Source organism: Peribacillus sp. FSL M8-0224, from assembly GCF_038003055.1.
GTDB classification, from domain to species: Bacteria; Bacillota; Bacilli; order Bacillales; family DSM-1321; genus Peribacillus; species Peribacillus frigoritolerans.
In genome coordinates this window covers 2,384,641-2,397,891 of the sequence record NZ_JBBOOJ010000001.1, presented here as the reverse complement: position 1 = coordinate 2,397,891, position 13,251 = coordinate 2,384,641, and the positions used below count along the sequence as shown (strand labels likewise).

At 36.3% G+C, this 13,251-nt stretch carries 15 protein-coding genes and 1 pseudogene; 13 read left to right on the top strand and 3 right to left on the bottom strand.

Going from position 1 to position 13,251, the window contains the following annotated elements; genetic code table 11:
- The first annotated feature begins 1 nt into the window (after position 1).
- The 5 genes from glgA (at position 2) to MKX49_RS11495 (ending at position 4,664) form a co-directional block, all read left to right on the top strand.
- Entirely contained in the window at positions 2-1,438 is a 1,437-nt protein-coding gene (gene glgA, locus MKX49_RS11515; protein ID WP_340876539.1) for a glycogen synthase GlgA, read from the top strand.
- 126 nt (positions 1,439-1,564) lie between these two features.
- Positions 1,565-3,070 carry a cardiolipin synthase gene (cls, locus tag MKX49_RS11510; RefSeq protein ID WP_340876538.1) on the top strand — a complete coding sequence of 502 codons (1,506 nt, stop codon included), beginning with the start codon at positions 1,565-1,567 and terminating at the stop codon, positions 3,068-3,070.
- A gap of 75 nt (positions 3,071-3,145) precedes the next feature.
- Positions 3,146-3,901, top strand: coding sequence for an exodeoxyribonuclease III (locus MKX49_RS11505; RefSeq protein ID WP_340876537.1), 756 nt, complete (start codon positions 3,146-3,148; stop codon positions 3,899-3,901).
- Positions 3,902-3,964: 63 nt separating this feature from the next.
- Positions 3,965-4,369, top strand: a complete 405-nt coding sequence (locus MKX49_RS11500; RefSeq protein WP_034306917.1) for a hypothetical protein — start codon at positions 3,965-3,967, stop codon at positions 4,367-4,369.
- Between the two features lie 16 nt (positions 4,370-4,385).
- Positions 4,386-4,664 carry an HNH endonuclease gene (locus MKX49_RS11495; RefSeq protein WP_340876536.1) on the top strand — a complete coding sequence of 93 codons (279 nt, stop codon included), beginning with the start codon at positions 4,386-4,388 and terminating at the stop codon, positions 4,662-4,664.
- A 43-nt stretch (positions 4,665-4,707) separates the two neighbouring features.
- On the opposite strand, the gene MKX49_RS11490 is transcribed toward MKX49_RS11495, so the two are convergent.
- The gene (locus tag MKX49_RS11490; protein WP_034306915.1) at positions 4,708-5,229 is read right to left on the bottom strand and encodes a DUF2179 domain-containing protein; all 522 of its coding nucleotides are present in this window, start codon (positions 5,227-5,229) and stop codon (positions 4,708-4,710) included.
- Between the two features lie 242 nt (positions 5,230-5,471).
- Here MKX49_RS11490 and MKX49_RS11485 point away from each other — a divergent pair, with 242 nt between their 5' ends.
- The 3 genes from MKX49_RS11485 (at position 5,472) to MKX49_RS11475 (ending at position 7,190) form a co-directional block, all read left to right on the top strand.
- Positions 5,472-5,816 (top strand): hypothetical protein, encoded by a 345-nt coding sequence (locus MKX49_RS11485; protein ID WP_048680864.1) that lies wholly within the window; start codon positions 5,472-5,474, stop codon positions 5,814-5,816.
- Between the two features lie 27 nt (positions 5,817-5,843).
- A complete protein-coding gene (locus tag MKX49_RS11480; RefSeq protein ID WP_063594975.1) occupies positions 5,844-6,413 on the top strand; it encodes a histidine phosphatase family protein in 570 nt (189 codons plus the stop codon).
- 69 nt (positions 6,414-6,482) lie between these two features.
- On the top strand, positions 6,483-7,190 hold the full coding sequence (locus MKX49_RS11475) for an NAD(P)H-binding protein (RefSeq protein WP_340876535.1): 708 nt from the start codon (positions 6,483-6,485) through the stop codon (positions 7,188-7,190).
- A gap of 272 nt (positions 7,191-7,462) precedes the next feature.
- Here the strand turns inward: MKX49_RS11475 and MKX49_RS11470 are convergent.
- Positions 7,463-7,831, bottom strand: a pseudogene (locus MKX49_RS11470) (DUF4180 domain-containing protein).
- 501 nt (positions 7,832-8,332) lie between these two features.
- Between MKX49_RS11470 and MKX49_RS11465 the strand changes: the two are divergent.
- The 5 genes from MKX49_RS11465 (at position 8,333) to MKX49_RS11445 (ending at position 12,201) form a co-directional block, all read left to right on the top strand.
- Positions 8,333-8,749 carry a BlaI/MecI/CopY family transcriptional regulator gene (locus MKX49_RS11465; RefSeq protein ID WP_048680873.1) on the top strand — a complete coding sequence of 139 codons (417 nt, stop codon included), beginning with the start codon at positions 8,333-8,335 and terminating at the stop codon, positions 8,747-8,749.
- The gene (locus MKX49_RS11460; protein ID WP_340876534.1) at positions 8,749-9,600 is read left to right on the top strand and encodes a M56 family metallopeptidase; all 852 of its coding nucleotides are present in this window, start codon (positions 8,749-8,751) and stop codon (positions 9,598-9,600) included. Before MKX49_RS11465 ends, MKX49_RS11460 begins: the two co-directional genes overlap by 1 nt.
- Before the next feature lie 72 nt (positions 9,601-9,672).
- Entirely contained in the window at positions 9,673-10,101 is a 429-nt protein-coding gene (locus MKX49_RS11455) for a DoxX family protein (RefSeq protein ID WP_340876533.1), read from the top strand.
- Positions 10,102-10,485: 384 nt separating this feature from the next.
- Positions 10,486-10,911, top strand: a complete 426-nt coding sequence (locus tag MKX49_RS11450; protein ID WP_323597003.1) for a VOC family protein — start codon at positions 10,486-10,488, stop codon at positions 10,909-10,911.
- A 510-nt stretch (positions 10,912-11,421) separates the two neighbouring features.
- The gene (locus MKX49_RS11445) at positions 11,422-12,201 is read left to right on the top strand and encodes a hypothetical protein (protein ID WP_323597002.1); all 780 of its coding nucleotides are present in this window, start codon (positions 11,422-11,424) and stop codon (positions 12,199-12,201) included.
- A 234-nt stretch (positions 12,202-12,435) separates the two neighbouring features.
- On the opposite strand, the gene MKX49_RS11440 is transcribed toward MKX49_RS11445, so the two are convergent.
- Positions 12,436-13,089 (bottom strand): 2OG-Fe(II) oxygenase, encoded by a 654-nt coding sequence (locus tag MKX49_RS11440; RefSeq protein ID WP_340876532.1) that lies wholly within the window; start codon positions 13,087-13,089, stop codon positions 12,436-12,438.
- Positions 13,090-13,251 lie beyond the last annotated feature (162 nt).

Below are 13,251 nucleotides of genomic sequence, written 5' to 3'. Positions count from 1 at the left end.
AATGAATGTTGTATTTGCTGCTTCAGAATGCGCCCCTTTTATAAAAACGGGAGGGCTCGGAGACGTTATAGGCGCGCTCCCGAAAGCGCTGAAAAAACAGGGAGTCCATGTAAGTGTAATCCTACCTAAATACGCGGATCTTCCTAACCAATTCAAACAGGAATTGGAACATATTACGAGTATTGAAGTTCCTGTTGGTTGGCGCCAGCAATTTTGTGGCATCGAAAAACTTGTTGCTAACGGAATTACATATTATTTTCTGGATAATGAATATTATTTCAAAAGGCATGGTAGTTATGGTTTCTTCGATGATGGCGAAAGGTTCGCCTTCTTTTCCCGTGCAATTTTAGAGGCTTTACCCTATTTAGAAGAAAAACCGGATGTTATACACTGCCATGATTGGCAAACGGGCCTTGTCAGCGTTTTGAAGAAAGCCCATTATCATAATCACCCATTCTATCAGGATATTAAAACGATATTTACGATACATAATTTACGGTATCAAGGAGTTTATCCTAAAGCTGTATTAGCTGAATTACTCGATTTGAGTGAGTTATATTTTAATATCGATGGTCTTGAATTTCATGGGAATGTAAGTTATTTGAAAGCGGGCCTTGCTTTTTCTAACATAGTCACAACTGTAAGCCCAAGTTATGCGGAAGAAATTCAGATACCTTATTTCGGGGAAAATCTGGATGGGTTTTTACGTAAGAGAAATGGTGAGCTTAAAGGGATTATCAATGGAATCGATTATGAGGAATATAATCCTGCAGCAGATGAACATCTTGCTGTTCCATTCGATTCTTATGAGGGTAAGATGGAGAATAAACGTCAGCTACAGGAATCGCTGGGTCTTCCTGTCAATGATGACGTACCGGTTTTATCAATGGTAACTAGGCTTGTTGATCAAAAAGGAATAGATCTTGTTCTCCATGTTTTTCATGAAATGATGAACCAAGGAGTTCAATTCATTCTTTTAGGTACGGGTGAAGACCAATATGAATCGGCATTTCGTCATTTAGCTGACCAATATCCAAATCAGGTTTCAGTCCATACATATTTTGATGAGGGGCTGGCAAGAAGGATATATGCAGGTTCGGATTTATTCCTGATGCCATCACAATTCGAACCATGTGGTATCGGCCAACTCTTGGCACTGCGTTATGGTACACTGCCTTTAGTGAGGGAAACTGGCGGACTTCGTGATACGGTCATACCATATAACCAATTTACTGGTGAAGGCAATGGCTTCAGTTTTACGAATTATAATGCACACGATATGCTCCATACAATTGAGCAATCTGTTGGTCTGTACAAATTCCAGCCGAAAAGATGGAGGAAAATGGCCGAAAATGCAATGAAGTTAGACTTCAGTTGGACATCATCGTCATTAAAGTATATGGAGCTGTATGAAAGTTTGATTCCTGTCATGAAGTGATAACTGGATAGGTAATACACAAAGCACTTGCGAACATTGTTTTCGTAAGTGTTTTGTTTCTTTTACCATCAAATATGGGTATATGATATTTATATATAAAATATTGCTGTGTAGGAGAATGAAAAGATGAAAAGAAGAAGGATGGAAATTGTATTTTTATTTATATTAATTGCTTCAGTTTATATGATCCTGTTCACTCAAGTTAGCTTCGACGTGAAGCTATTTTTTATTGGATTATATATTTTGGTCATGTTTATCACCCTATTTTCACTCATGCTCGAAAATAGATTTGCCCACGAGACACTTTTATGGATGTATGTGCTTTTGTTTTTCCCGGTATTTGGATATGTGTTTTATCTATTCTCAGGTCAGCTCTATTTAAAGGGGTATTTATTCCGAAGTAAAAGGAAAAAAGATCGAGAAGAATGGAAGAGTCTTGTTACACGGGTATCCTCTCCAGATTTATCGTTCTTGAATGATCATCAGCAATCATTCGCAGCTTTTGCCAAAAATGCATCTGAGACCACCATTAGTACATCATCGAAAACGGAAGTATTGAAAAATGGCAACGAAACGTTTACAGAAATCATAAGACAGTTAAAAAAAGCTGAGAAATTCATCCATATTGAATACTATATTTTTCGTTCCGACAGGCTTGGTACTGAAATTATAGATATCCTTATTGAAAAAGCAAAAAATGGTGTGGAGGTTTTATTCATTTTTGATGCGGCAGGAAGCTTAAGCCTATCAAATAATGAAGTTAAACGGATGAAAAATGCAGGGATTAAAGCCTATCCATTTTCGCCATTGAAACACGGTTTTTTCAATCAAAAATTTAATTTTAGAAATCACCGTAAAATCATAATCATAGATGGGGAAGTTGGCTTTGTAGGAGGTTTAAACGTAGGAGAGGAATACTTAGGCCGAAATAAAAGCATTGGTTTTTGGAGAGATACACATATGGTCCTTAAAGGTGAAGCGGTATATATGCTTCATACCGTTTTCCTTTTGGATTGGGAATATGTCAGCGGTGAAGATGTATTGCAAGGACGTCCAGAATTCAAGAATAAAGTGGTACAAGGGGATGGAGCTGTCCAGGTGGTAGCAAGCGGACCTGATACACAACAGGGGATCATGAGTGATTTTTACTATTCACTCATCACGAACGCCACAAAATCAATCTGGATTGCAAGTCCATACTTCGTACCAAATCAAGCGATTAAAGCAGCAATTAAACATGCCGCAATTAAGGGGATACAAGTCAGGGTTATGGTTCCGGCAGTAAATGATGGGTTTTTAACCCAATATGGCAGTCGCTCCTATTTCGGTGAGCTGCTTCAATTCGGCGTAGAGGTATACTCGTACAAAAAAGGTTTTCTACATCAGAAACTTATTATCGTAGATGGTGATATGGCATCCATAGGAACGGCAAATATGGATATGAGGAGTTTCCATCTGAATTTTGAAGTGAATGTCTTTCTTATGGGCAGCCGTACCATTGAAGATCTCATCACTCATTACAAAGAGGATATGATGGATAGTGACAAACTAGATCCTATCGTGTATAACAATCGTGGTTTACTGGAACGTTCAAAAGAATCATTTGCCAGATTGTTTTCGAATGTACTCTAATGGGAAAAAAAGCAGATAAATAGTATAGTTGAAATGTAAAGAAATTAATTGGCCATAAGGAGAATTTAAGAGATTATGAAATTGGTTTCCTGGAATGTAAATGGAATTAGAGCTTGTGTTAAAAAAGGATTTTTAGATTACTTTAAAGATGTGGATGCAGATATTTTCTGCCTTCAAGAAACTAAGCTTCAAGAAGGTCAGATTTCACTTGAGTTGGAAGGATACCATCAATATTGGAATTATGCACTGAAAAAAGGATATTCAGGTACAGCCATTTTCACGAAGGAAAAACCGCTTTCAGTGAAATATGGTGTAGGAGAGCTGGATGAGGAGCCGGAAGGCAGGATCATAACATTGGAATTCGAGAGTTTTTATATGGTGAATGTTTATACCCCCAATGCAAAAAGGGATTTATCAAGATTGAATTACCGTCTCGAATGGGAAGATGAGATGATAAAATATCTTAAGGAACTGGACTTGGTGAAGCCGGTTATCTTTTGTGGCGACCTCAATGTCGCACACCAGGAAATCGACTTGAAAAACCCAAAACCCAATATAGGGAATTCCGGTTTTACAAATGAAGAACGTGGAAAGATGGCTGAATTACTTGATTCAGGGTTTATAGATACATTTCGTCATTTTTATCCAGACCAGGAAGGCTCTTATACTTGGTGGTCATATATGGCAAAAGTCAGGGAGCGGAATATTGGGTGGAGAATCGATTATTTCATTGTTTCAAAACGTCTGGCGGAATCTTTAATAGATGCAAACATTCACTGCGATGTCATGGGCAGCGATCATTGCCCGGTCGTTTTGGAAACAAACCTCTAAATGGAATAAATTCGGTTAAATGGGGATACTAATGGTTATCCATATTCAACAGGAGGTTTGATTATGAACACATTTATCGTGGGCTTTCATCAAGAAGATAATGTAGACAGCATGCAAGTGCAAAAATTGACGTCGGCTGAGTTTGAAAAAGCAACATCACGCGGATTTCGCAGGTTATTTGAACTGGATACAAATATCGGTTATTTCGTATTTTTTGATGCTGAAGATGATGAGGGTGATTTATCCCATCTAGTTTTACAGTATGAAGAAGATAATCAGGATCCAAGTGATTGTTACTCCTTTACTAAAAATGATTTTTATGAGTTCATGGCACTTTATTTACAAGGGATGGATGAAGTGGAAGTGGAGGATGAAGAAGATGATGACAATGAAGAGTACGGACCAATTCATCATCTTGCCCATTTGATGTTTCATATTGTTGAAGAAGGAAAATCCGTAAAGCCATAATTGGCCGAGTAATGTAATGATAGGTACTTGTGAGCTTTGTGACAGGGATGAGATAGAACTGACCATCCATCATTTAACACCTAGAGAATTTGGCGGAAGCCATTTACCAATAGCCTATCTCTGTAAATCTTGCCACAAACAGATTCACGCACTGTATTCAAACCGAGAACTGGCCATCCGACTAAATACCGTGCTTTTGTTAAAAGATGATGAAGGATTAAAAAAATATTTAAAGTGGATTAAAAAACAACCGGTAACGAGGGCAGTGAGAATAAGAAAATCAAAAACGAAATAAAGCAAAAGCCCATCTTAATAAGATGGGCTTTTGTTTTTCATTTTCAGCTTGCTTTATTTTTCAACCGATCCAATAAAAATCCACCTTTAAAATAACGTGGTTCATATGAAATGATGAAAGCCTTAGGTTCAAACTTTTCAACGGTTGCTATCAATTCTTGTTCCCGATTGCGTTTGGTCAAGATTTCCATCCGATAACGGTTGCTATCCCTGCCCTCGCCCGTATAAAGAGTTACACCAAATCCGTTGTTCCTCAATGTATCTACCAAATGTTCATTTTTGGTTTGAGTATTAACGGTTACATTAATAAAACCGATGGCAAGTTTTTGCTCAATTTTCGTACCAAAAATTATTCCGATTCCAAAACCGACTGCATATACAACCATGGCGAGTATGCTTTGGTCACCGCCAAATACGAGGGATAATCCAAAAACGTATATTAACATTTCTGCGATACCCAGTATCGAGGCGAGTATGGTAATATTTTTTACTAAGAAAATGGTTCGCAATGTGTAAATCGGAACATAAATAAGTTGTAATAGTAGAATCAGAAGTATTTCTTTCACTTGAGCACCTCACCAAAATCTTCCAGTTTGATTAGACGTTTCAAATTGGGGATTGTTCATTCCATAAGTAACATCTTCCCTAATATAACCACATCATAATAGGGGAATTCAATGGGGAATATTATGTATTTTTTGTGTCATTTCCATGGACACAGAATTAAAAATCCCCTAAGATTTTTCAATATTCTTTTTTTAATTAATTTGGTATCATTATCCTTATTAATTCATATGGGGGAATGATGATGTTTAATTATGATGGTCGGATATTCAAAGCTAAAATCAATTCTGAAAATGGAGAAGTGTCAGGAAACACTACCTTCCACTATTCACAAGACGGCTCAATTCTTTCAGCAAGTTATCAGGGGGGAGAGATTGTTAAAGGGACTTTAATAGGGCTGGTCAATCTGGATGGAACTCTGGAATTCAGGTATAATCATATCAATGAAAAAGGGGAAATTAGAGGAGGCAGCTGCCTTTCCACCCCTGAAATGCTGCCTGATGGAAGGTTACGCTTGCATGAAAAATGGAAATGGTCAGATCTCGAACGGACTGAAGGACATTCCATCATTGAAGAAGTGAGAAAATAACAATCTACTTAGAGGGGTTTGAGGACAATTACTACTATTTGTTTAGTGCGGCATGGTCAAACAGATTGGAATGCACTAGGAAAACTGCAAGGGCAGACTGATATTCCTTTAAATGAACTTGGAAAGATACAGGCACGGCAATGTGGTGAATTTTTGTCAAAAGATGATTGGGATGTAATTATTACAAGCCCCCTGAAGAGGGCAAGGGAGACGGCGGATATCATTTCGCACTATATTGAAGTCCCGGTTATTGAAAAAATGGAATTCATTGAAAAGAATTTTGGAGTCGCTGAAGGAATGACTGCAGCGGAAAGGAAGTCTGCATTCAGGGATAAAGATTATCCTGGTCAGGAAAATCAGGAATCTCTACGAAACAGGCTGATGAATGGGCTCCAGGAAATTCAGAAGGAGTATCCTGAGAAGAAAGTTATACTTGTTGCACATGGAGCCGTCATTCATTTTATTTTACGCTTGATGTCAAATGAGTCAATCGTATCCAACGAAATGCGCTTGTTCAATGCATGTTTGAGTACGATTAGATTTGAAGTTGATTCTTGGATAATTGATGATTTCAATCAAGTGAATCATTTATCTTAGTCCTATAAAGCTAGGTTAGTTAAAAAGGAAATGGTTGATTGAAAAGCTAATTATAGAAAGAAGGAAATCATGACTAATAAGAAGGCATTGATTTTAGGCGCTACAGGTATGGTAGGCACCCAGTTGGTTAAAGAGCTAGGCAAAAGCAAAATCTATAGTGAAATCCATTTGCTGACAAGAAGGGCACTGAAACTCCCCTATCCCAAATGCATAGGACATGTTGTGGATTTCGATAATTTATGTAAGTATGCCGATTTGTTCAAAGTCACCGATGTGTTCATTTGTTTGGGTACAACGATCAAAAAGGCTAAATCGAAGGAAGCATTTCGTAAAGTGGATTATGACTATGTAATTGAAGCAGCTAGATTGGCAAAGACATCCAATGTTGAAAAAATACTCGTCATAACGGCCATGGGTGCCAATTCCAAATCAAAGTTCTTCTACAGCCGTGTTAAAGGTGATGTGGAAGGTACACTACAACATCTGGCATTGAATACTGTACATATTTTCCGTCCTTCCTTACTTCTTGGAGAACGAAAGGAATTCAGGGCAGGTGAAAAGATTTCTGGGCTGCTAAGTACTTTTGCAAAATTTGTCTTTGTAGGCCCTTTACGTCCATATCGTGCAATAGAAGCAAACAAAGTAGCTGCTGCAATGTACGTTGCGGCCCAAACGACGGCAAAAGGATATCATTTTTATGATTCTGCTGAAATAGAGGAACTTGCACAAAGAGTTACGATTAATAGTGATCATCAGGATAAAATAGTAAAAAAATAGATACAAGTTTCCTGTAAAAATGAAGGTTTGGGAAGACCATGCCGACGATATACTGAAAACGAGCCCCAATAGGCCCGTTTTTAAATTCCTAGACAAATTTTGATCCCCCTTAAAAGAAAAAAGGAAGTGGAGTGTAATAAAGGTGGAGAACCAGAAGGTCTTGGTAATAAGCAATGCCAAAAGGTTTTTAGTTGTTTCTATAGCTGAGTTAGCTCAATAAGAAAACCGAGTATAAAGATCCAGGTCTTTTTTAGAAATTTTTCTGGTAATGTTTATAGTGCTTTAGACAAGTTATCGATCGCTTCTTGTTCTGATGGGACAAAATAAACATTGTTACCTTTATTACACTCATAAATGAAATCTTTCAGTGGCTTACTGGTATAAGATTAAAAATCCCCTATGATTGCAAATTTAATATGGTAGTTGGCAAATTTTTGAAGGGTCTCTCCTGCAAGTTTTGTACAAAGCTTAAAAAAATCTTCTAAAATTGCTTCTTTGTTTAGTGCTATTCGACTGCTCCCGGTTTTGTTACTAATCGTCATAATAATATCCAATGCACTTTGCTCATCTGTTAGTACGATTGAATCCGTATTAGCTGTTGCAATGATATGTCCATTCGCTTCTGTCATTTTTATAATCATCTTCACTCCTCCATTCAAATTTAAGTATATATTTCTTATCATTTAAATAAAGACTGCTTCAGCAGCCTTTATTCATCTAACTATAACTGACATTTAGCTTAAATACCCCAGCTGTGCTGCTCCATAACTTGGCCCTATAATTGAATCAATAGTACTGTGTGTTCCTTTTAGCTGGTTATCTAAATAATGAAGCCCTAGATAAAATTGACTTCCTTTTTTATAAAGCATTTATAAATTTGAGGAAATGGAGGACAAAGGATTACTATTAATTATAAAAACTTGCCTGTAAAAGGCTCGTTTTAGACTGTAGTCAAACTCGAAGAAAAGCCAGTTTACCTACATTTTTTTATTTATAAACGTTTCAGTTGATTGGAACGGAAGGTAGGAGACTCCTGAGGTGAAAGCGAGTATCTGGAGTGGAAATCAACGTTCAAATCTTCCGGATGAAACTTGATTGTAACAGTGATTTCCACTACAATTTGTAGTGGGAGGTGGAAAAGGATGAATATTAAAAATTTTAAATATGATGAAGTTGGACTGAATCGTTTCTTTGGTCCATTGGAAGCAAATATCATGGAATATTTATGGGATAAAGATGAACAAAGCATTAAAGCGGTTCAACAATCATTGGAACTTGACAAACCTATCAATTTCAACACAGTAATGACCGTAATGAATCGTTTAGTCGAAAAAGGCATTCTTGAAAAGAGGTCTGAAGGAAGGCTTTCATTATTTCGCCCGGTGCAGTCCAAAGAGGAGTTTTTTGAAGAGCAGTCAAAGAAACTGACTGAGAACTTGCTGGATGAATTTGGTGGAGCGGTCATAAGCCATATGCTGGATGCCATGAAAGACGCTGACCAAGGTTTAATTGAAAAATTGGAACAAAAAATTCAATCGTTAAAAAAGGATAAATTATAATGTGGAAGAGAAAGTCTTATTTTGTGATAAGCCTGAGTCTTTTAATTGCCTGTGTGGTATGGTGCCAAATGGGAGCTTTTTTAGTACACATCTTTTTTGGCGTGAATATTAAAGCTAATTTCTTTAAATTTTGTTTTAGTTTATTCAAGGAAGATTCAGTATACTACTTTGTGGTCGTCACACTGCTCAGTATTATAATATCCTATAGCATATTGAGCACCTTATTCAAAATTGCAGAGCAATATTTCTTATCCAGAAGGTTTAAACAAAAACTTTTTCTTTCAAAAAACGATGATATGACAAGGAATGTAAATGAAACATTCAATCGGGTCAACAATGATATCTTAGTTGTGAACGCTGAACAGCCTCTTGCGTTTACGCTTGGTTTCAGGCGGCCTTTCATTGTGTTCAGTACTGGTTTAATTCGATTACTGGACTTCGATGAACTAGAAGCGGTAGTGGAGCATGAGGCCTGTCACCAAAAGAAATATGATCCACTGGTCATCTTTATTTTACAGTTGATTTCAAATGCATTATGGTTTGTCCCATTGACAAAATGGTGTCATAAAAATTACAAAATAATAAGTGAATTATCAGCCGACGAAAATGCGGTTCATAAAATGGGGACTGAATTAGGAATAAGTACCGCTTTATTGAAGTTAATTAAACATGGGTGCACTGATAAATCCTCTCCTATCCTTGTTCATTTCTCGAATGAATCAGTTAACTATAGACTTCAGCAATTAATTGATCCCCATAAAACAATTCCTTTAAGGGCTGAAACTACCACGATTTTTGTTTCCATTTATGTTTTGGTTATCCTTATAGGAATGACTATAGTGATTGTCTGATGACTTTCACTTGATTTCTTTACCACTTTACACTACACTTTGTAGTGTTAAATAAAAAAAAGGAGATGTGTCATGAATAAACAAGAAATCGGTACCTTTTTATTAAGAGTTATGTTGGGAATTTCATTTTTCTTGCATGGTTTGTCAAAATTCAAAGGTGGATTGGAAAATACTTCAGGGTGGTTTCAAAGTATAGGCATTCCGGGATTCATGGCCTATGTAGTCGGTATGATTGAATTGGTTGGAGGAATTGCTTTAATAATAGGTCTTGGAACAAGAATAATTTCTGCCCTCCTTGTATTCATCATGGCTGGTGCAATTGTTTATGTAAAATTCCCAGCAGGTTTTATGGGGAATGGGGAAGCCTCAGGGTATGAACTGGATCTCGTTCTTATGATTATTGCCCTTCACCTAGTATTGAATGGAAGCCGCTTCCTATCTATAGACTCTAAGTTACCAAAACTAAAAAAAACACAGGATTCAGAAATGATAGCAAGTTAATAAGATTAAACGACATTACAAAAATTCCAACACTTTATAAGCATTCTTGAGGCATGATACCGGTAATCTACTAGGGTCATGCCTTTTTCATTTCACCTAATCTTATTTGAAATGTTTTGAAAAACCAGGAATAAAAGAAGTTTTCCATAACTGCCATAACGTGACATACTTTGTCTATACATCAGTAACCTTGGAATTTTCAATTCAACATTTAGAAAATTTGATAGTTTTCTGTAAATTTCCGTTGACGAACGCGTGTTCCGTGTTATAAAATTCAATCATGGGTAATAATGGTATAGTGATTATTGCCATTGACAGTTCAAAAGCAAGCTTGGAAATTTCCAAGCTTAGTAAAAAAATCAAAGCAAAAGGAGTTATCTAATTATGACCATGCGATTATCTCCATATTTAATGATGAACGGAAATGCGAAGGAAGCGATTCAATTTTACGAAAAAGCATTGGATGCAAAAATCCTCTTTAATCAAACTTTTGGAGAAATGCCAGAAAATCCTGAATTTCCTCTGCCAGAAGAAGCAAAGGATCTTGTGGCACACGCAATGTTAAAGGTTGGGGAAACGGACTTCATGTTTTCGGATACGTTTCCAGGTCAAACCAGTCAATCTGGAGATCAAGTCACGATCTGCATTTCAATTAACGAAATTGAAAAATCAAAACGAATCTTTGAAACTTTGTCGCAAGGTGGAGAAGTGAAAATGCCTCTGCAGGAAGCTTTTTTCAGCCCTGCTTATGGGATTGTAACAGACAAATTCGGTGTAACCTTTCAAATTTATACAGAGGGTGAAAAATGATTTGTTAAATAATAACAGCTGTTTTGGTGAATAGTTGCAGCTGTAATGTGTGAATAAATAAATCCCGATTTCTCATTAATATCACTGAGAGATCGGGATTTTTAAGTATGACTCTTATCTCTTTTCATAGGGCATCAAAAGATCCCGGAAGCATATAAGATAACAGCACGTTTATAGATTAAGTAGGCGTCCATTCTCACTGTCACTGGATTCTAGATTCAATCTGAATGTATATATATTGCTCGGAACTCCACCAATGATATCATGAATACGCAGTTACCGATATTTTTTTCTGGTTCCACAATTTTACTCTGATACATTATCGTTATCTCCCTGTGATATTCGTCATATATTCTTCATCTATTTGTTCTTTGTTTAGAATATGCCTATGCTATTATATAAAACATTGACATATAAATCAGGCTCCTTAAAATTTTTCCTTTTAATAAGGTACTATCATATCATTCGAAGTAACAATTCATTACGTAATAAGGGGAAAGGGGGAACAATGTGAACACAGATCAAGCTTTCGACCTGCTAAAGGATGCAGGAGTAACAGAAAGCAGTAGTATACAAACTGTTAGACGCTGGCTTCGTGAAGGTAAGATTAAATATGAGGGAGGCAACGGGAATAGGAAAACCGGATACATAATGGATGACACAGATCAAGCATTTGAAATGTTAAAAGATGCAGGAGTAACAGAAAGTAATAGTGTACAGACTGTCAGGCGCTGGCTTGGCGAAGGGAAGATTAAATACGCCGGGAACGGAAAGAGGAACACCGGATACATAAGCGATGACACAGCTTCAAAGCTGGCTATAAATGATAGTATAAATCAAAATAAGGACGAAATCATACACCGATTAAAATTAAAAATACAAGCTCAAGAAAAGCATATAGAAGGTATCGAAGAGCTTCATGAGACAGCAAAAAGAATATTGATTCAGCAAAGGGATATGTTCAAAAAGGAAGTTGCCATTCTAAAGAATGAGAAAAGTGAATTACAAAATGAATCAAAGGATTTATTAAAAGAAAATATTGAATTACGTAATGAAGTGATAAAATTAAAAGAAAAAATCAGAAACAATTACATGATTGACTCCACTATTCAATCAAATGATTATAGTGAAAAATTAGGGCTTTCTAAAATGGCGAGCGATAAAGAAGTATTGGCAGAATATAAAGGGTTACTAAAAATAACTCATCCAGATCATAATGGCAACGCGAAGGTATTTCATTACATTAAGACTGATTACGATAATTTTAGAAAGAGCAACAAAGGTAAATGAATAGTGAATGCATGCAAAGGTATTTTTACATCAAACCTAAAGAAAAACCTAGGGTAAAAGCGTAATTTGAAACGTCGGAAATAGTTTGATGTGGGACGAAACAGTGCCAATTTAGATTATTGATCATTATTTTTTGTTTGGCGATTTTAAATAGGAGATTTTTAAATGAACGAATAGGTGCCTTTGTTCATTAGGCACCTAAAATTGAGGCTTTTAAAGTCTATCGTTTACACATCATGAGCGGCTACTCTGTCTCCTCATCCATTGTGTTGCAACCCATTTTTCCCCAGTGATAACGGGCGCCCCACCGTGTAAAGTTAGTTCGTTTAGGTTTTTATCGTTGTAAAAATATTCGAAATACACAGCCATTCCCTTTCGCGGGGATACTGAAAAATTCAATTTAGGAAAAATAGTTTCCCCTCCATGCTCCACATCATTTAAGTACAAGATGATTGTGCTAATTCTATTATTTTTTGCTGCAATACTTGAAGATGTAAAAAAATCAAAATGAGCTTTATACTCTTGTCCAGGAGTGTATTTAAGAATTTGAATACCTTCTCCATGTTCAACGGGTATATTCATGATTGTTGATATCCTTTTTTCAATTTTGGTAAGGATGTCATATTCATTTTCTTGAAAAAACATACTGCTGCTTGTTCTTATCTCATTTACTTCGTGCGTAACTCCAATTTTGGAACGATTCATTTTGTCTTTTGACAATTCAATAAGTCCGTCACATTCTTCGTCACTCAAAACATTTTCTAAAACTACAATTAGAGGTTCTTCTAATCTAGCAACTACATTGATTTCTCTGTCTTCCGTTTTGATTTTATTTCCAATATGATTAAAAATCGTTTGTTCTTTACTTGTTTTATTATCCACTGTCAACTTTCATCGACTCCCAAAAGAATGAATTTTCAGAACAAAAAGTTTGGATTATTCTGTAAGCGTTTTCCCATGTTAATTATACCATGAACATTGTTATGTATCTGTTACTTATTTCCGTCGACAAGTAAAAATTACTGGATGAACTGGCGCTTGACTATAGCA

Excerpts from the sequence above, each read along its gene's own strand:
- glgA (WP_340876539.1), top strand. The coding sequence starts at position 2 with ATGAATGTTGTATTTGCTGCTTCAGAATGCGCCCCTTTTATAAAAACG.
- cls (WP_340876538.1), top strand. The coding sequence starts at position 1,565 with ATGAAAAGAAGAAGGATGGAAATTGTATTTTTATTTATATTAATTGCT.
- MKX49_RS11505 (WP_340876537.1), top strand. The coding sequence starts at position 3,146 with ATGAAATTGGTTTCCTGGAATGTAAATGGAATTAGAGCTTGTGTTAAA.
- MKX49_RS11500 (WP_034306917.1), top strand. The coding sequence starts at position 3,965 with ATGAACACATTTATCGTGGGCTTTCATCAAGAAGATAATGTAGACAGC.
- MKX49_RS11495 (WP_340876536.1), top strand. The coding sequence starts at position 4,386 with ATGATAGGTACTTGTGAGCTTTGTGACAGGGATGAGATAGAACTGACC.
- MKX49_RS11485 (WP_048680864.1), top strand. The coding sequence starts at position 5,472 with ATGTTTAATTATGATGGTCGGATATTCAAAGCTAAAATCAATTCTGAA.
- MKX49_RS11475 (WP_340876535.1), top strand. The coding sequence starts at position 6,483 with ATGACTAATAAGAAGGCATTGATTTTAGGCGCTACAGGTATGGTAGGC.
- MKX49_RS11465 (WP_048680873.1), top strand. The coding sequence starts at position 8,333 with ATGAATATTAAAAATTTTAAATATGATGAAGTTGGACTGAATCGTTTC.
- MKX49_RS11460 (WP_340876534.1), top strand. The coding sequence starts at position 8,749 with ATGTGGAAGAGAAAGTCTTATTTTGTGATAAGCCTGAGTCTTTTAATT.
- MKX49_RS11455 (WP_340876533.1), top strand. The coding sequence starts at position 9,673 with ATGAATAAACAAGAAATCGGTACCTTTTTATTAAGAGTTATGTTGGGA.
- MKX49_RS11450 (WP_323597003.1), top strand. The coding sequence starts at position 10,486 with ATGACCATGCGATTATCTCCATATTTAATGATGAACGGAAATGCGAAG.